The organism is Streptomyces sp. NPDC048516, from assembly GCF_043199875.1.
In the GTDB taxonomy this organism is placed as follows: Bacteria; Actinomycetota; Actinomycetes; order Streptomycetales; family Streptomycetaceae; genus Streptomyces.
Genome location: NZ_JBICWS010000013.1, coordinates 30,387 through 48,153, shown reverse-complemented (window position 1 = coordinate 48,153; position 17,767 = coordinate 30,387). Strand labels below are relative to the sequence as shown.

At 72.0% G+C, this 17,767-nt stretch carries 13 protein-coding genes; 6 read left to right on the top strand and 7 right to left on the bottom strand.

Annotated features, from left to right (window positions below; genetic code table 11):
- Positions 1–155 precede the first annotated feature (155 nt).
- Complete coding sequence (locus ACGFR7_RS24650) at positions 156–1,937, bottom strand: ABC transporter ATP-binding protein (RefSeq protein ID WP_393323126.1); 1,782 nt, start codon at positions 1,935–1,937, stop codon at positions 156–158.
- Positions 1,934–3,796, bottom strand: a complete 1,863-nt coding sequence (locus ACGFR7_RS24645; protein ID WP_393323123.1) for an ABC transporter transmembrane domain-containing protein — start codon at positions 3,794–3,796, stop codon at positions 1,934–1,936. The genes ACGFR7_RS24650 and ACGFR7_RS24645 overlap by 4 nt, the downstream gene beginning before the upstream one ends.
- 228 nt (positions 3,797–4,024) lie before the next feature.
- Here ACGFR7_RS24645 and ACGFR7_RS24640 point away from each other — a divergent pair, with 228 nt between their 5' ends.
- Positions 4,025–4,792 carry a hypothetical protein gene (locus tag ACGFR7_RS24640; RefSeq protein WP_393323121.1) on the top strand — a complete coding sequence of 256 codons (768 nt, stop codon included), beginning with the start codon at positions 4,025–4,027 and terminating at the stop codon, positions 4,790–4,792.
- A gap of 175 nt (positions 4,793–4,967) precedes the next feature.
- Here ACGFR7_RS24640 and ACGFR7_RS24635 read toward each other — a convergent pair whose 3' ends face one another.
- On the bottom strand, positions 4,968–6,443 hold the full coding sequence (locus ACGFR7_RS24635; RefSeq protein WP_393323118.1) for a Gfo/Idh/MocA family protein: 1,476 nt from the start codon (positions 6,441–6,443) through the stop codon (positions 4,968–4,970).
- Positions 6,444–6,776: 333 nt separating this feature from the next.
- On the opposite strand from ACGFR7_RS24635, the gene ACGFR7_RS24630 reads away from it, so the two are divergent.
- Positions 6,777–8,147: an alpha-amylase family protein gene (locus tag ACGFR7_RS24630; RefSeq protein ID WP_393323115.1), complete on the top strand. Its 1,371-nt coding sequence runs from the start codon at positions 6,777–6,779 to the stop codon at positions 8,145–8,147.
- On the opposite strand, the gene ACGFR7_RS24625 is transcribed toward ACGFR7_RS24630, so the two are convergent.
- Complete coding sequence (locus ACGFR7_RS24625) at positions 8,137–11,100, bottom strand: FAD-binding and (Fe-S)-binding domain-containing protein (protein WP_393323112.1); 2,964 nt, start codon at positions 11,098–11,100, stop codon at positions 8,137–8,139. The genes ACGFR7_RS24630 and ACGFR7_RS24625 overlap by 11 nt on opposite strands.
- Before the next feature lie 32 nt (positions 11,101–11,132).
- The gene (locus ACGFR7_RS24620; protein ID WP_393323109.1) at positions 11,133–11,609 is read right to left on the bottom strand and encodes a MarR family winged helix-turn-helix transcriptional regulator; all 477 of its coding nucleotides are present in this window, start codon (positions 11,607–11,609) and stop codon (positions 11,133–11,135) included.
- A gap of 169 nt (positions 11,610–11,778) precedes the next feature.
- Between ACGFR7_RS24620 and ACGFR7_RS24615 the strand changes: the two genes are divergently transcribed.
- The 4 genes from ACGFR7_RS24615 (at position 11,779) to ACGFR7_RS24600 (ending at position 15,451) form a co-directional block, all read left to right on the top strand.
- Complete coding sequence (locus tag ACGFR7_RS24615; protein ID WP_393323106.1) at positions 11,779–13,596, top strand: ABC transporter ATP-binding protein; 1,818 nt, start codon at positions 11,779–11,781, stop codon at positions 13,594–13,596.
- 147 nt (positions 13,597–13,743) lie between these two features.
- Complete coding sequence (locus tag ACGFR7_RS24610) at positions 13,744–14,139, top strand: hypothetical protein (protein WP_393323103.1); 396 nt, start codon at positions 13,744–13,746, stop codon at positions 14,137–14,139.
- Positions 14,140–14,155: 16 nt separating this feature from the next.
- Entirely contained in the window at positions 14,156–14,662 is a 507-nt protein-coding gene (locus ACGFR7_RS24605; RefSeq protein ID WP_393323101.1) for an ASCH domain-containing protein, read from the top strand.
- 204 nt (positions 14,663–14,866) lie between these two features.
- A complete protein-coding gene (locus tag ACGFR7_RS24600) occupies positions 14,867–15,451 on the top strand; it encodes an NUDIX domain-containing protein (RefSeq protein ID WP_393323098.1) in 585 nt (194 codons plus the stop codon).
- On the opposite strand, the gene ACGFR7_RS24595 is transcribed toward ACGFR7_RS24600, so the two are convergent.
- Positions 15,345–16,130 (bottom strand): hypothetical protein, encoded by a 786-nt coding sequence (locus ACGFR7_RS24595; protein WP_393323095.1) that lies wholly within the window; start codon positions 16,128–16,130, stop codon positions 15,345–15,347. The two genes, ACGFR7_RS24600 and ACGFR7_RS24595, sit on opposite strands and share 107 nt — an antisense overlap.
- 281 nt (positions 16,131–16,411) lie before the next feature.
- Entirely contained in the window at positions 16,412–17,653 is a 1,242-nt protein-coding gene (locus ACGFR7_RS24590; protein ID WP_393323092.1) for a hypothetical protein, read from the bottom strand.
- Positions 17,654–17,767 lie beyond the last annotated feature (114 nt).

The window sequence follows — 17,767 nt, the reverse complement described above, 5'->3', positions numbered from 1 at the left end:
GCCCTGGCCTTGCCCGCCCCCGAAGCCGCCGTGACGGCGCCCGGCCGGGTCTCGGCCGACTTCGCCGCGCACCAGCACGCGCCAGGACCCGCGCGCCGCATCCGCCGCGCCAGGAACCGGCCCCGTATCAGCCGTATCTGGACCCGTGCCCCGTATCAGCCGTGCCAGGACCGCCACAACGCCGCGTACGCGCCACCGGCCGAGACCAGTTCGTCGTGGCTGCCCAGCTCGCTGATCCGGCCCTCCTCGACGACCGCGATCACATCGGCGTCATGGGCGGTGTGCAGCCGGTGCGCGATCGCCACGACCGTACGGCCGTCCAGCACCCTGCTCAGCGAGCGCTCCAGATGGCGGGCCGCCCGCGGGTCGAGCAGGGACGTCGCCTCATCCAGCACCAGGGTGTGCGGATCGGCGAGCACCAGCCGGGCCAGTGCGATCTGCTGGGCCTGGGCGGGCGTCAGCGTATGGCCGCCCGAGCCCACCTCGGTGTCGAGTCCCTTGTCCAGGGCCCGCGCCCAGTCATCGGCGTCCACCGCGCCGAGCGCCGCCCACAGTTCGGCATCGGCCGCACCGCTGCGCGCCAGCAGGAGATTGTCGCGGAGCGAGCCGACGAAGACATGGTGTTCCTGGTTGACCAGCGCCACCTGCTCGCGGATCCGTTCGGCCGGCAGCGCGGAGAGTTCGGCGCCGCCCAGCGTGACGCTGCCCACCCGGGGACCGTAGATGCCCGCCAGGAGCCGGCCCAGCGTCGACTTGCCGGCGCCGGAGGGCCCGACCAGCGCCAGCCGGGTCCCCGGACGGACCCGCAACGACACCGCCCGGAGCACATCGACGCCCGCACGGTAGCCGAAGCTGACCCCGTCGGCGTGGACCTCCCGGCCGTCCGGGAACCGCTCCGCAGCGGTGGCCTCCGGCTCGATCTCCCGGACGCCGACGAGCCGGGCGATGGACACCTGGGCCACCTGCAGTTCGTCGTACCAGCGCAGGACCATGCCGACCGGCTCGATCATCATCTGCGCCAGCAGCGCCCCGGTCGTCAGCTGCCCCGGAGTGATCCATCCCTGGATGACGAAGGCTCCGCCGAGCAGCAACACCGAGCCCAGGAGCAGTACATGGGTCAGATCGACGACGGGGAAGAGCACCGAGCGCAGGAAGAGCGTGTAACGCTCCCACTGAGTCCATGATCGAATCCGGTCCTCCGACAGGGCGGTCCGGCGGGCGCCCAGCCGGTGGGCCTCGACCGTACGCCCCGCGTCCACGGACTCGGTGAGCACCGCGGACACCGCCGCGTAACCGGCCGCCTCGGAGCGGTAAGCGCTCGGCGCCCGTCTGAAGTACCAGCGGCAGCCGACGACCAGCAGCGGGAGGGCGATGAGTACGGACAGCGCGAGCGGCGGTGCGGTCACCGTCAGCCCGCCGAGCAGCAGCGCCACCCACACCACGCCGATGGACAGCTGCGGAACGGCCTCGCGCATCGCGCTGGAGAGCCTGTCGATGTCGGTGGTGATCCGCGACAGCAGGTCGCCGGTGCCGGCCCGCTCCAGGACGCCCGGCGGAAGCGCCACGGACCGTACGAGGAAGTCCTCGCGCAGATCCGCCAGCATCCGCTCACCGAGCATCGCCCCGCGCAGCCGGACCATGCGGACGAACACCGTCTGGGCGGCCAGCGCCACGGCGAACAGCCCGATGGTGCGCTCCAGCGGGAGGTCGCGGGCCCCCGCGGACAGCTTCTCGACGACTCCGCCGAGGAGATAGGGGCCTGCCATGGAGGCGATCACCGCGGCCGCGTTCACGGCGACCAGCAAGGTGAACGCTCTGCGGTGACGGCGGATCAGGCCGCCGACATAGCTGCGCACCGTGGCCGGCGAGCCGACGGGAAGGGTGGTGAGGGTCTGCGGGGCGTCCGGATCGTGCTCCGGCGGCGCCAGGCCGATCATGCGGTCTCCTCGATCTGAGCGTCGGTCCGGGCTCCGGTCCGGGCTCCGGTCCGGGCATCGGTCCGCGCGTCGGTCCGGACGGCCGGTACCGCCGGCTCCGGGTCCGGTTCGCGGGTGACGATCGCGCGGTAGGCGGGGTGGCTGCGCATCAGTTCGCGGTGGGTCGCCTCGGCGACGGCCTTCCCCTCCTGGAGGAACACCACCTGTTCGGCCCGGTCCAGCAGGAGCGTGCTGGAGGTGAGCACGACGGTCGTCCGCCCCTTCCTGATCTCCCGCAGGCCCTCGGCGATCCGGGCCTCGGTGTGCGCATCGACGGCGCTGGTCGGTTCGTCGAGCACCAGCACCTCCGGGTCGGCGACCAGCGACCTGGCGAGGGCGAGCCGCTGGCGCTGTCCGCCGGACAGCGAGCGGCCGCGCTCGGTGATGTGGGCGTGCATGGGGTCTCCCGAGTCGTCGGCGGACGCCTGCGCGAGCGTGGTCAGCACATCGCCGCACTGCGCCGCGGTCAGCGCCTCCCGCGCGCCCACCCGGCCGGATGCCGGTACGTCGAGCAGTTCACCGAGCGTGCCCGAGAGCAGCATCGGGTCCTTGTCCTGGACGAGTACGGCACCGCGGGCCGTGTCACGTGCCAGGTCGTCCAGCGGGGTGCCGCCGAGCACGACCGAGACCGGCGCGGTGCCGTCACCGCCGCTTTCGTCCCGCTGCGGCGGGTGTCCGCCGAGGCGTTCGGCGAGCCGGCCCGCGCTGTCGGGGTCGCCGCAGACCACCGCGGTCAGCCGGCCGGCCGGGGCGGTCAGGCCGCTGACCGGGTCGTGCAGATCCCCGGTGGGTGTCGCCTCCCGGCCGGTGTCCCGCCCGCCGGCCGGGCGGCGCTGTGCCAGGACGCGGGCCGTGCGCTTCGTGGACGGCTTGGCGAAGGAATAGGCCTGGGCGATCTCTTCGAAGTGTCTGAGGGGGAGGAGCAGGAAGGTGACCGCGCTGTAGACGGTGACGAGATCGCCGACGGCGAGGGTGCCGTCGAGGGCGAGCCGGGTGCCGTACCAGACCACCGCGATGAGCAGCAGGCCCGGCAGCAGCACCTGGACGGCCGAGATCAGCGACCACATCCGGGCGCTGCGGACGGCGGCTTTGCGCACCTCCTGGGAGGCGCTGCGGTAGCGGCCGAGGAAAAGCTCTTCGCCGCCGATGCCGCGCAGGACACGCAGTCCGGCGACGGTGTCGGACGCCAGCTCGGTGGCCTGACCGGCCTTCTCGCGCTGTGCGTCGGCGCGTCGGGTGGCGTGCGGCAGCAACGGCAGTACGGCCAGCGCCATGACGGGCACGCCGACGGCCACCAGGACGCCGAGCTCCGGCCGGTAGAGGGCCAGGGCAACGGAGACGCCGGCGGCGGTGACCGCGGCGGCACCGAACCGGGAGAGCGCTTCGACGAACCAGCCGATCTTCTCCAGGTCGCCGGTGCTGACGGCGACGATCTCGCCCGCCGCCACCCGCCGCGTCATGGCCGAACCCAGTTCCGTGGTCTTGCGGGCGAGCAGTTGCTGCATCCGGGCGACGGCGGTGATCCAGTTGGTGACGGCCGCGCGGTGCAGCATCGTGCCACCGATCGCGATCAGGGCGCCCAAGGCCATGATCAGGGAGCCGGCCAGGAGGAGCCGTCCGGCGTCGCGGTCCACCACGGCCTGGACGGCCAGTCCCACCGGCACCGGGGAGGCGGCGATGGCGCCGAAGTTCACCAGCCCCCAGGCGAGGGCCTTGAGCTGCCCGCCGAGCTGTTGCGCGCACAGCCAGCGGAGAAAGGCGCCACCCGTACGGACGTCCGGGACGCCCGGGTCGGGATGCGGAAGATCGCGAATGTGCATGATGTCCCAGGCGAAGTCGTGGTGGGTGGGCGGCAACAGGCCGTTGCGGCAGGCGAAATGCCCCTCTCGCCCGTCTCGTCTCCGGCGGAGGTCCTGGAAGACTGGCCCGCGACGTGGGCGGATTTCAAACGGTTTTTCCGCTGTGGCCACGCGATCCGGACAATCGTGCGGTGGCGGCCTGCAGGCGGCGGTCGGGTGCCGGCCGGGCGCCGGGCCGGCGGTGCGACCATGGGCGTCATGCGAACAGCGGGCAGTGCGATGCGAATGGCGGCGGTGGCCGCGGCGGGACTGGTCCTTGTGGCGGGCTGCGGCGGCGGTGCGAGCGGAGGCAAGGGCGGGGACGGCAAGGGCGACGGTGCGGGCAAGGGGGAGCGCCCCGGCGGCCCGGCCCGCGGCGCGTCGGCCACCACCCACCTCAAGAACATCCCCGAGGTCGGCACTGTCCTGCGGTCGCGGATCCCGGCCGGCTCCCGGCAGGTCGTGGCGGTCTACGGCAAGGGCGTGAACTCCGCAGAGGCCACGGTCGTCCTCTACGACAAGGGGGCCAAGGGCTGGGACCGCAAGGGAAGCTGGGCCGCCCACAACGGCCGGCGCGGCTGGACGGTGGATCACCACGAAGGGGACAAGCGCAGCCCTGTCGGGGTGTTCCCGCTGACCGACGCGGGCGGGGTGCTCCAGGACCCCGGCGCCAAGCTGCCCTATACGCACTCATCGGCGTTCACCCCGCCGTCGTACTGGTCCAAGAACACCCGGCACGACTTCGACTACGTCGTCGCGATCAACTACAACCGCGTCAAGGGGACCTCCCCGCTGGACCCGACCCGCCCGCAGGGTCAGTCCAAGGGGGGCGGGGTCTGGCTGCACCTGGACCACGGCAGCGGAACATCCGCGTGCGTCAGCGTCCCGAAGGCCGGGATGCAGGCACTGCTGCGCGCCCTCGATCCCGCGCGGCACCCCGTGGTGGTCATGGGGGACGCGGCGCACCTGGCGGCCTGAGCGCCGGCAGCAGGCGCGACTTCGAAGGCGGGCCACTCGGCACGGTGCGCGTACGGCGAGCCCGCGCCCCACGCGCGGCGCGTGGACGAGGTACTGCCGCCTGCCGTCGTACAGCGGGAGGAATCGTGAGGCCCGGCGCACCACCGCCCGCCGGGCCCCGCACCGTTGCGCGCCCTCACCCCTCCGGCTTGGACGAATCCATCCCCGGCCGCGCCTTCTTCCACAGCCCGCGGGTGAAGTCGGGAATCTCCTGCGGGGCGCCGTTCGCCTTGATCGAGAGGTCGCTCAGCGGCACCGGCGCGGTCCAGGTCGCCGCGTCATAGACATCGAAGTCCGGTACCAGGCCGAGCCGCATGCACTGCATCAGCCGGAAGACCAGCATGTAGTCCATGCCGCCGTGCCCGCCGGGCGGATTGGCGTGTTCCTTCCAGAGCCAGTGGTCCCACTCCGCGTACTTGGTGAAGTCGCCCCACTCGTCGTTGCTCTGGTCCGGCTCCAGGTAGATCCGCTCGGGGTAGTCCTCGAAGAGGCCCTTGGTGCCGCCGAGGCTGTTGATCCGGCTGTAGGGGTGCGGGGTGGAGACATCGTGCTCCAGTCGGATCACCCGCCCCTTGGCGGTCTGTACGAGGCTGATCGTCCGGTCGCTCCCGATGTACGACTCCTTCCAGCTGGGGTCGTTGGCCGGCATGTGCTCCTTGCGGTACTTGGCGAGGCCGAGGGCGGGCGTGCCGGCACTGGAGATGCGCACGGCGCGGTCCCCGCGGTTGATGTCCATATAGTTGGCGACCGGGCCGAAGCCGTGGTTGGGGTAGAGGTCGCCGCGCAACCGGGTGTGCCACAGCCGCCGCCACGGCCCCTCGTAGTACGTGGGGTCGAACATCAGGCCGCGCAGATCGTGGATATAGGCACCGGCGCCGTGCAGCAGATCGCCGAACAGGCCCGCATGCGCCATCCGCAGCACCCGCATCTCGTTCCTGCCGTAGCAGCAGTTCTCCAGCTGCATACAGTGTCTGCGGGTGCGCTCGGAAAGGTGGACCAGCTCCCACAGCTGGTCCAGACGCAGCGCAAGGGGACATTCCACGCCCACGTGCTTGCCGTTGAGCATCGCGGTCTTCGCCATGTCGAAGTGCCGGTCCCACGGCGTGGCCGCGTACACGAAGTCGATGTCGCCGCGCCGGCAGAGGTTTTCGAAGTCCTGGTCGCCGTTGGTGTAGACGGCGGGCGCCGGCTGTCCCGCTGCGGTGACCTTCTTGGCGGCCTTGGCGGTCTTGTCCTTCACCGGATCGCACAGGGCGACGACGCGGACGCCCGGCATCGCGAGAAAGAGGTCGATCATGGTGCCGCCGCGGTTGCCGAGCCCGATGATGCCGACACGGACGGTGCTGCGCCGCTCGAACGGCACCCCGATCATGGTCCTGCCCTTGGCGTCGGGCGACGCGGCGGCGGCCGTAGCGGATGCGGCCGGCGCCGTGGTCGTCGAGGGGGTGGCCGCCGCGGCCGGCCCGGACGACAGGCCGCCGAGCCCGAGTCCGGCGCCCGCCGCACCGGCGGTCCACAGCACCGAACGGCGGCTCGGACCGGCCTCGTTGCCGTCGCGGTCGCGGTCGCCGTCGCGGTCGCGGTCGTGGTTCTGCGATGGTGCCTCGTTCATCGGTCCTCCAGGGGAGCGGTGGTGTGCCGGGGCATACGTGAACCTCGGTCAGGACCCTGTCGGCCGACGGCCTGAGGCACAAGAGGGCCGATTGGACTCTTGATACGGCACTCTTGGACTCTTTGCCGCAATACCGGACGGCTCGCGGCAACACCGGAGATGCCGTCACCCGCACCTTTCGCAAGTCGCTGAAAAGTCTTGCGGAAAACCTTGACGTGTCCACAAGGCAAACGGCAGGCTCCGATGCGGAAATCCCCCCATGGCGGCCTGGCGTGTGGCTGCACTCGTGGGCGCGGTGCGTCCTGCCGTGCCCCATGACCAAGGAGCCGCAAGATGCAGCAACGTTCCCGTGTGCTGGGCGGGGCGCTGGCCGGAGTGCTGGCCGCGGCCGGCCTCGCCACCTTCGCGCCGTGGCCCTCCCAGGCCGCCCCACCCGGTGAAAAGACCGTCACCGCCACCCTGTTCGAGTGGAAGTACGCAGATGCCGCCAAGGCCTGCCGCACTCAGCTGGGCCCGGCCGGCTACGGCTATGTCGAGGTCTCGCCCGCCTCCGAGCACATCCAGGGCGACCAGTGGTGGACCTCGTACCAGCCCGTCAGCTACAAGATCGCCGGACGGCTGGGCAACCGGAACGCGTTCGCCTCGATGGTCAGCGCCTGCCACGGCGCGGGCGTCAAGGTCATCGCCGACGCCGTCGTCAACCACATGGCGGCCGGCTCCGGTACGGGCACCGGCGGCACCCGGTACAGCAAGTACCGCTACCCCGGCTCCTACGAGGACAAGGACTTCCACGGCTGCCGGAAGAGCATCTCCGACTACACCAACCGCGACGACGTCCAGAACTGCGAACTCGTCGGGCTCGCCGACCTCGACACCGGCAGCGACCACGTCCGCACCACCCTCGCCAAGTACCTCGACGACCTGCGGTCGCTGGGCGTGGACGGCTTCCGGGTGGACGCCGCCAAGCACATCTCCGCCACCGACCTCGCCGCTGTCAAAGGCAAGATGCGCGACCCGGGCTACTGGGTGCAGGAGGTCATCCACGGCGCCGGCGAGGCGGTGCAGCCCGAGGAGTACACCGGCGTCGGCGATGTCGACGAATTCCGTTACGGCGGCGACCTCAAGAGTGCCTTCCAGAGCGGCAACCTCGCCCGGCTGAAGTCCGTCGCCGACGGCAAGCTCGGCAGCGACCAGGCCCGCACCTTCGTCGACAACTGGGACACCGAGCGCAACGGCTCCACGCTCACCTACAAGGACGGCGCCGCCTACACCCTCGCCAACGTCTTCATGCTGGCCTCGCCGTACGGCTCACCGAACATCTACTCCGGCTACGAGTGGACCGACAAGGACGCCGGGCCGCCCAGCGGCAGCGGCGGCTGGACCAACGAACACGCCAAGCAGGCGATCACCGGGATGGTGGGCTTCCGCAACGCGGTGGGTTCGACGGAGCTGACGAACTGGTGGGACAACGGGGGCAGCGCCCTCGCCTTCGGCCGGGGAGGCAAGGGATTCGTGGCCCTCAACAACGGCGACGCCGAGCTGCACCAGACCTTTGCGACCTCGCTGCCGGCCGGCACGTACTGCAACGTCGTCGCCGCCGCGCCGTCCTCCTGCGAAGGACACACGGCCACCGTCGGGGACGACGGGAAGGCGCAGCTCTCGGTCCCCGCGAAGGGAGCGGTGGCGCTGCACGTCACCCGCTGAGGCGCACCCCCGAAGGCAGCTGACGGGCCGGGCGCGTGGCCCGCTCCAGCGCCAGGAGGGCCGAGCCGTAGCCTCGGCCCTCCGTTGCCTGGTCCATGCCGATCTCGCACATCCGGTTCGCCGACAGATAGGCGTCGAAGTGCCGCGTGTTCACCTCGGCCGCCTCCTTCGCGGTGGCCGACTCCGTCAGCTCCTTGTGCAGCATCCCGCGGTCACCGGCGAAGGCGCAGCAGCCCGCGTCGTCCGGCACCACCACCTCCCGCGCACACGCCTCGGCGACCCGGCGCAGCTGCGCCTCGGCCCCCAAGTGCTGCAGGGAACAGGTGGGATGGAGCACCGCGGAGCCGACCGTGCGCAGAATGTCCAGCCGCGGCAGCAGCTCCTCGGCGGCCCAGACCACCGAGTCGACGACCGTCAGCCCGGCGTGCAGTGCGGCATTGCCCGGCGTCAGATACGGCACCACCTCACGGCCGAGACCCAGGGTGCACGAGGACGCGTCCACCACCAGTGGCAGCCTGCCGCCGGCCGTCCATCCCCAGGCCGCCTCGACGATGCGGTTGGCCATCACCACGTTGCCGCGCCGGTATCCCTTGGAGTGCCAGATGGTGGCGCAGCAGGTCCCGGCCACGTCCGACGGGATCCACACCGGCAGGCCCGCCCGCTGCGACACCGCCACCACCGCCTCCGGCAGCGACGGCCCCCGATGCCCCGCGGGCTCACCGAAGATCCGGTTCACACACGCCGGGTAGTAGACCGCCGCCGCCCCGGACCTCCGTGTCACGGGCAGCGTTCGGGCCGCCGCGCCGGGCATCCGCGGGAGCCATTCGGGTACCAGGCCGGGGCGTACGGCCCTGCGGGCGGCACGGGTCAGCGACGCCGTCAGCCGGTCGCCGATCCGGTCGGCGGCGGCCACCGCCATCCGTGCCGCCCGCTCGACGGCCTTGAAGTGGCGGGCGGACTGCGCGGCGACCCACTCCTCGCGCGGTGAGTGGCGCCGGTGCCGGAAGTCCCTCATCAGCGCGCCGGTGTCGATCCCCACCGGGCAGGCCGGACGGCAGAGCGAGTCGCCCGCGCAGGTGTCCACCGCGTCATAGCCGTACGACTCCAGCAGCGCGGTGGTGACCGGCGAACCCGGTGACTGCCGCGCCATCTCGCGGCGCAGCACGATCCGTTGGCGGGGCGTGGTGGTCAGATCCCCGCTGGGGCAGGCCGGTTCGCAAAAGCCGCACTCGATGCAGGGGTCGGCAGGGACCTCGGTCTCCGGGATGGTCTTCAGCCCGCGCAGATGCGCCTGCGGATCGCGGTCGAGCAGGATGCGCGGAGCCAGAATGCCGTGCGGGTCCACGGTCTCCTTGATCCGCCACATCAACTCCGTTGCCCGCGGCCCCCATTCGAGCTCCAGGAACGGTGCGATGTTCCGGCCGGTGGCATGCTCGGCCTTCAGCGAGCCGTCGAAGCGCCGGACGGTCAGCCGGCAGAACGCGTCCATGAAGGCGGCGTAGCGCGCCACCTCGGCCGGCTCCGCCGCGTCGAAGGCGAGCAGGAAATGCAGATTGCCGTGTGCGGCATGGCCCGCGACCGCCGCCTCGAAGCCGTGCCGCGCCTGCAGTTCCAGCAGGGCCGTACAGGCCTCGGCGAGCCGGTCCGGCGGTACCGCGAAGTCCTCGGTGATCAGCGTCGTACCGGACGGCCGGCTGCCGCCCACCGCGGTCACGAACGCCTTGCGGGCCCTCCAGTAACCGCCGATGGCCGACGGGTCCCGGGTGAAGGCGTTGGTGACGGACGCGGCCGGAGCGACCAGCTCCAGCTCCGTCAGTACCCGCGCCGCGGCCCGTTCGTACGCCTCCTGGGCGGCCTCGTCGGGTGCCCGGAACTCCACCAGCAGCGCCGCGGTCTCCGCGGGCAGCGCCGCCCAGTCGGCCGGCACCCCGGCCACGCTCACCGAGGCGCGCAGGGTATTGCCGTCCATCAGCTCCACCGCCCGCGCCCCCGTCTCGGTGAACCGCGGAACGGCCGCGGCCGCGGCACTCAGCGTCGGGAAGAACAGCAGCGCGCTGGAAGTGTGCCGGTCCAACGGAAGGGTGTCGAAGACCGTCTCGGCGATGAAGCCGAGGGTGCCCTCGGAGCCGACCATCAGGCCGCGCAGGATCTCCACCGGCGTCGCGCCGTCGAGAAAGGCGTCCAGACGGTAGCCGTTGGTGTTCTTGATCCGGTACTTGGCACGGATCCGGGCCACCAGCTCCCCGTCCGCCTCGATCTCCGCCTTGAGTGCCAGCAGGCCCGCGCACAGCGCCGGCTCGGCGTGCGCCAGTTCCGTGTCGGCGTCCGGCCGCGCGGTGTCCACGACCGTGCCCGACGGCAGGACGAGGGTGACCGAGGCCAGCGTCCGGTAGGAGTTACGGGTGGTGCCGGCCGTCATCCCGGAGGCGTTGTTGGCGACCACACCGCCCAGGGTGCAGGCGACGGCGCTGGCCGGATCGGGCCCGAGCAGCCGGCCGTGGCGGGCCAGCGCCGTGTTGGCGCGCAGCACGGTGGTACCGGGCCGGATCCGGGCACGGGCGCCGTTGTCGAGCACCTGGATCCCGCTCCAGTGCCGGCGGACGTCGACGAGGATGTCCTCGCCCTGCGCCTGGCCGTTGAGCGAGGTCCCGGCGGCCCGGAAGACGACGTTGCGGCCCTTGCCATGGGCGTAGGAGAAGACCGCGGAGATGTCGTCAAGGTCCGTGGCCACCACCACGACCTGCGGGACGAAGCGGTACGGGCTGGCGTCGGAGGCGTAGCGGACCAGGTCGGAGACCTTGTGGAGCACCTTGCCGGGGCCCAGCAGCGCGATCAGTTCGCCGCGCAGCGGCTCGGGAGTGCCCAAGGCCCGTCGGTCCGCCACCCGGTCGTGCGCGGGGTTGCCGGTCGCGGTGGGGCGCAGGGTCTGTGGGTCCGGTTCCAGCAGGGGCATGGCGGCACTCCTCCGGTTGACTCCGCGTCAGCTCAATGCGGTCGGTCCGGTCGATGCGGACGGTCCGGATCGTCGACCAGGGTGGACAGCAGGCCGCCGAGCACCTCACGCTGATCGGCGGTCAGGGGGGCCAGGATCTCCTCCGCCGCGGCCCGCCGCGCGCTGCGCAACGCGCGCAGCGTGGAACGGCCGGTGTCGGTCAGCTCGATCCGCACCACGCGGCGGTTGGCCGGATCGGGTACCCGGCGCACCGCGCCATGCGCCTCCAGCGCGTCCACCAGGGTGGTCACCGCCCGGGGCACCACCTCCAGCCGCTCGGCGAGGTCGGCCATCCGCGGCGGGGTGTCGCGGTAGTGGTCGACGATCCGCAGCAGCCGGGACTGGGCGGGGGTGAAGACGAGGTCCAGGTGCTCCAGGTGGTGTTTCTGGGCGCGGTGCATCCGGCGGGTCAGCCGTACCAGTTGCTCGGCGAGGTTGGTGGTGCTGACCGTCGGCTCGGGGGAGGGCATGGCGCGAGGATAGCCGATGGCAGGACTTAATTCATTGTGAGCATAGGTAACAATGAGCTAAGCTCCACGATGCTCAGCCCGTGTCCGCTCCTCCGCAACTCCCGCTCGTCCGTAGTTCCTGCCCGCCCGTAGTCCCGCCCCGCAAAATCCGCACCCCTCGAAGGAGCCCATGCGCAGCGACGAACCCCAGTGGACCCCACCGCCCAAGGACCCGGAGAAGCCGGTACCGCTGCGGCGGATCCTCGCGCTCTTCCGCCCCTACCGGGCCCGGCTGGCCCTCGTCGGCCTGCTCGTCGGCGCCTCCTCGCTGGTCTCGGTCGCCTCTCCGTTTCTCCTCCGCGAGATCCTGGACGTGGCGATACCCGGCCGGCGCACCGGACTGCTGACCCTGCTCGCCCTCGGCATGATCGCCACCGCGGTCACCACCAGCGTCTTCGGCGTCCTGCAGACCCTGCTGTCCACCACCGTCGGCCAGCGCGTCATGCACGACCTGCGCACCGCCGTCTACGCCAAACTCCAGCAGATGCCGCTGGCCTTCTTCACCCGCACCCGCACCGGCGAGGTCCAGTCCCGGATCGCCAACGACATCGGCGGGATGCAGGCGACGGTCACCTCCACCGCCACCTCCCTGGTCTCCAACCTGACCTCCGTCATCGCGACCGTCTGCGCGATGCTCGCCCTCGACTGGCGGCTGACCGTCGTCTCGCTGCTGCTGCTTCCGCTCTTCGTCTGGATCAGCCGCCGGGTCGGCAGCGAACGCAAGAAGATCACCACTCGGCGGCAGAAGCAGATGGCCGCGATGTCCGCGATGGTCACCGAATCCCTCTCGGTCAGCGGCATTCTGCTCGGCCGCACGATGGGCCGCGCCGACTCCCTCACCAAGAACTTCGCCGACGAGTCCGAGCGCCTGGTCGACCTGGAGGTCCGTGCCAACATGGCCGGCCGCTGGCGGATGGCCACCATCGGGATCGTGATGGCCGCCATGCCCGCGTTGATCTACTGGGCGGCGGGCATGGTCCTCCAGCTCGGCGGCCCGGTCTTCTCCCTCGGCACCCTGGTCGCCTTCGTCTCGCTCCAGCAGGGCCTGCTGCGGCCGACCGTCTCGCTGCTGTCCACCGGCGTACAGATGCAGACCTCGCTGGCGCTCTTCCAGCGCATCTTCGAGTACCTCGATCTGCCGGTCGCCATCACCGAGCCCGCCGAGCCGGTCCGCCTCCCGGCGCCGCGCGGCGAGATCCGCTTCGAGAACGTCCGGTTCTGCTACGACCCCGAGGCCGCCCCCACCCTCGACGGCATCGACCTGACCGTCCCGGCCGGCACCAGCCTCGCCGTCGTCGGTCCCACCGGCAGCGGCAAGAGCACCCTGAGCTACCTCGTACCGCGGCTCTACGACGTGACCGGAGGCCGGGTCACCCTCGACGGTACGGACGTCCGTGACCTCGGCTTCGACACCCTCGCCCGCTCGGTCGGCGTGGTCTCCCAGGAGACCTACCTCTTCCACGCCTCGGTCGCCGACAACCTCCGCTTCGCCAAGCCCGACGCCACAGACGAGGAGATCGCCCGCGCCGCCGGCGCCGCCCAGATCCACGACCACATCGCGGCCCTCCCCGACGGCTACGACACCCTCGTCGGCGAGCGCGGTCACCGCTTCTCCGGCGGCGAGAAACAGCGTCTCGCCATCGCCCGCACCATCCTGCGCGACCCGCCCGTCCTGGTCCTGGACGAAGCGACCAGCGCCCTGGACAACCACACCGAACACGCCGTACAGCAGGCCATCGACGAGCTGTCCGCCGGCCGCACCACCCTCACCATCGCGCACCGCCTCTCCACGGTCCGCGACGCGGACCAGATCGTCGTGCTGGACGCCGGCCGGATCGCCGAGCGCGGCACCCATGACGAACTGCTCGCTGCCGACGGGCACTATGCGGCGCTGGTACGGCGTGACGCACACCTCACCCCCGCGGACGATCAGATGATGGCCCCGTAAGTGACCCACGGGTAAGGTCGAACGCGCGGCGGCCAGTTCACTGGTCGGGGTGGCCGCCGCACCCACTCCCCGGCCGCCAGGCCTGCGGGTTTCCGCACCCGCCGCCCTTCCTGCTCAGCCTCCGCCCGTCCGATCAGGGAGCCGTCCGTGACAGCCGACGACCGTTCCGCCCGCGCGCTGGCCCGTCTGCTGGCGGGGATGGGGACCCTCCACTTCCTCGCCCCGAAGCCGTTCGACGCGATCGTGCCCCGGCGACTGCCCGGCAGCCCCCGCACCTGGACCTACGCCAGCGGCGTGGCCGAAATCGCGGTCGCCGCCGCCGTCGCCCTGCCGCGCACCCGCCGGGCCGGCGCGCTGGCCGCGGCCGGCCTGTTCGCCGCGGTCTTCCCGGCCAACCTCAAGATGGCGCACGACTGGCGCAACCGCCCCGCCCCGCTCAAGGCCGTGGCCTACGCGCGCCTGCCCGGCCAGCTCCCGCTGATCGGCTGGGCCCTGCACGCCGCCCGTGCGGCCCGCGAGACCGCACCCGCACGACGCCCGTAGACCTACGCTGCGCGGTATGACCACGCACCAGGACCATCAGGACCATCAGGACCAGCAGGACCATCAGGACCATCAGGGTTACCTGGATCTCCGGCAGTTCGAGCTCGGCTTCCCCGGACCATTGCGCGACCAGTTGGTCTCCGCGGTGCTCTCCGGCGCCAAGACCGCCACGACCGGTCTGCTGACCGAATACGAGCGTGACGACGAGCCGCTGCCGTCCGCCGGTCAACGGTCGGTCGTGCCCGACTCCGCCGGCCGGCCGGTGGCCGTGATCGAGGTGACCGGAGTACGGGTGGTGCGTCTGGCAGAGGTTGACCGGGCGCACGCGGAAGACGAGGGCGAGGGCCACACCACGGTGGCCGCCTGGCGGGCTGCTCACGAGGCCTTCTGGCACGGCCCTGACATGCGCACTGCGCTCGGGGACCCGGAGTTCACCGTCGACGACGACACCCTGGTCGTGCTCGAAAGGTTCCGGATCACCGAGCGCCTGGAGAGCGGGAGCGCTTCCGCTCAAGAGCGGTGAGGCGGACGTAGCGCGGTGAGGTGGACGTAGCGCGGTGAGGTGGACGTAGCGCGGTGAGGTGGACGTAGGGCCGTACCGCACGTCGGGGCACCCGCCGGGTGCTCCCGCGGGTGCCCGCCAAACCGGCCCGCCGTGGAGTCATCGCCGGTACGGTGGACCTCCGCCACGGGCCTGCGCCCGTCTCTTCGGATTGCGAGAAGTCCGATGAACCAGACTGCAGCAGACACATATCTGGCCGCGGCGGTGGTGGTGCACGATGCTCGTGTGCTGATCGTGCGCCGTAGCTACCGCGAGCGTTTTCTGCCCGGCGCGTGGGGTGTGCCGTGCGGGAAGCTCGATCGAGGGGAGTTGGCCGAAACCGGCGCCTTGCGCGAGCTGAAGGAAGAGACCGGGATCCTCGGCACCATCGTCGCGCACACCGGATCCTCCGGCTTCCTGAGCGACTATCAGGGCCGCCGGGTCCACAACCACCAGGACAATTTCATCGTCCGCCCCCTGACGCTGGATGTGGTCCTGCCCAGCGAGGATCAGGCCTATGCGTGGGCACGGCCCGCCGAGCTGGCCGGGATCGGGGTGGACGCCTACAACCTCGGGGTGATCCGCCAGGCACTCGGCGGCCGGCTCGACGCCGCGGGGATCCGTGCCCTGACGGCCCGCTTCGGGCGCCTGGCACCACCCCCCTTCAGTAGCCCAAAGAGCCTGCCAGAGAGTCGAGTTCGGCAAGGTAGACGGCCGGTGACAGCGGAGTCTTGGGCGGCGTATCCGCCCGCTCGGCGCCGCCGGCCCTGAGGGCGCCGCCGGCCAGAACCCCGCCGCCGTCGGGGGTGGCGGCGCCCCCGACGCCGGTGCCCCTGGCGCCGCCGCTGTTCCGGACGTAGACATCGGTCACCGACCGCTGTGGGGCGGTCTCCAGGAACAGCGTCACCGTCGGCTCCTCGCTCACCACCCGGTGCAGCGTATGGGCGGCCAGGCCGTAGCTCCGGCCCGGGCCGTACTGCTCCGTGCATATGAGCCGCAGGCGGGCGTCCCCGACCCGCCGGAGCCGCCAGGCGCCGCCGGGACCGTCGATCGTCTCCCGGTAGGCGGTCGCGGGCACGCCGTTCGCGGCCGTTTCGAAGCACTCCATCCGGACGCGGCCGCGCACCACCGCCGAGGCGATCGCGCACCGGTGGTTGTGGATGTCCTCGGGGCCTTTGCCGGCCCTGCCGTGCCAGAAATGCACGCGCAGCATGAACCGCGGGGCGCCGGCCAGCAGCAACAGCTTGTCGAAGCCCAGTACATGGCGGTACGAGAGCCGGGTGCACTCCGCAAGGTCCAGGTCGCCGGCGGATAACCGGCGCACCAGCGGACCGAGCGTGTCCGGGTGTGCCAGCCGGGCGGTCACCGCGCGTGCCGACTCGGGCGACGGCGGCCCCGGCCCGCCGCCCAGCCGTTCCGCCAGCAGCCGCCGGGCTTCCTCGATCTGCATGAGTCCGACTCCTCTTCGCCGCCCCCGACCGTTCCGCCGCTGCTCACCACACCCTCGGCCCGTCATGCCGACCCGATCACCCGGTTCGACCACCGGGCCCGGCACCCCCGGTTCGACGACCCGCCTCGATCACCCCGGTTCGACCACTACGGTTCGACCACTACGGCTCCTCACTGTGACTCGAGCACCCCGCCCCCTGATCCCTCACCGGCCATGAGCGTCGTCGCGAACGGGCGGGCCCGGCCCGGCCTCTCGGAACCCCGGGAGGCGCCGCCGTCGTCTCATGGCCGGTAGACCATCAACGCATGCCGCCGCAGTACCGAGAGGCCCTGATACGCCATCCACACCGGGTGTCCCATGGGCCCGTCGTCCCACCGCCACACCCCGCCCCGCTGCATGCCGTGAACCCGCGCCACGGCAGCGGTGAGCTGCGCCTCCCACGCCGGCAGCCCCACGTCCTCGGCCGCGACCTTGCGGGCTCCGTCCGTCATCAGCGCACGCGCCACCCATGCCGCGGCGAAATGCCGTACCGACAGCAGCTCTTGATGCAGCGGGTCCTCCTGGTCCGGCCGCCGTACCTCTTCCTGGCAGTTCTGCAGATCGGTCATGCCACCCGCCGGTGTCGCCGGGCCTGCCAGCAGCCAGCGCAGCCCTTCCTCGCGCACCGTACGCTGCCGCTCGTCCTCGCCCAGTACGCTTGCGGCCCGGTCCAGCGCCACCACCGCCCGCGCGGTGTGCGCGGCGGACGGCGCCGGGTTGCCGCGGCCGCCGGCCAGCGCCGCACCCCAGCAGCGGTGATGGCCGCGCGCCGGGTCGGCCGTGGCGCCATGGACCAGCACCTCGCGCAGTCCCTCCAGGGCGGCGGCCCCGGGCGCCGCCCGCAGCAGTCCGCGCAGGACATTCGTCACGACATAGGTGTTGGCCAGCCCGGACGCGTCATGGTCGGGGTTCCACAACACCTCGCAGGAGCGTATTTCGGCCTCCAGCAGTCGCGGATCGGCGCCGGCCCGCGCCAGCGCACCCAGCACGATCGCGGACACCTCGGGCCGCGCCCCGCTGCCCTGGGAGCGGGCGGCCCACCCCCCTCCGGGAAGCCGCAGCCGCCACAGCGTCTCGGCCACCTGCCCCGCCCGTATGCGGCCGTCGTACGGCGCGATGTCGAGCAGCAGATGCAGCCCGTACGCCGTACCGAACGCCGTCGGATGCACCGGTGGATCGCTCTCCGCGAGAGAGTGCGGCCATCCGGTGAGCGGTCCGTGCCCGGACACCTCGATCACCGAGAGGCCGCGCCGCAGTGCCTGGTACGTGCCGTCGATCAGCTCGGGGAGCGATCCGGCGGGGGAGGGCGCGGGTCCGGGCGGTGCTGCCGCGACGGCGTCCGTGGCCGCCGCGCGCGTCCGCAGCAGGGCCGCGGCCAGCCACACCACCGCGCCGACGCCGACGCCGGCGGTCGCCGCCACGCAGTAACGCGCCGCCTCGCCCGCGAGATTCTGCGGCAGGATTCCCAGCAGCGCCTGGAACACGGCGAATGCGGCGGCCGGGACGCCCAGCCGCCCCAGCCACGTCAGCAGCCGGGAGGGGGCGGAGTCCGGCGGAGGGGCAAGAGGCGGCCGTCCGGGATCCGGTGCGAATAAGCG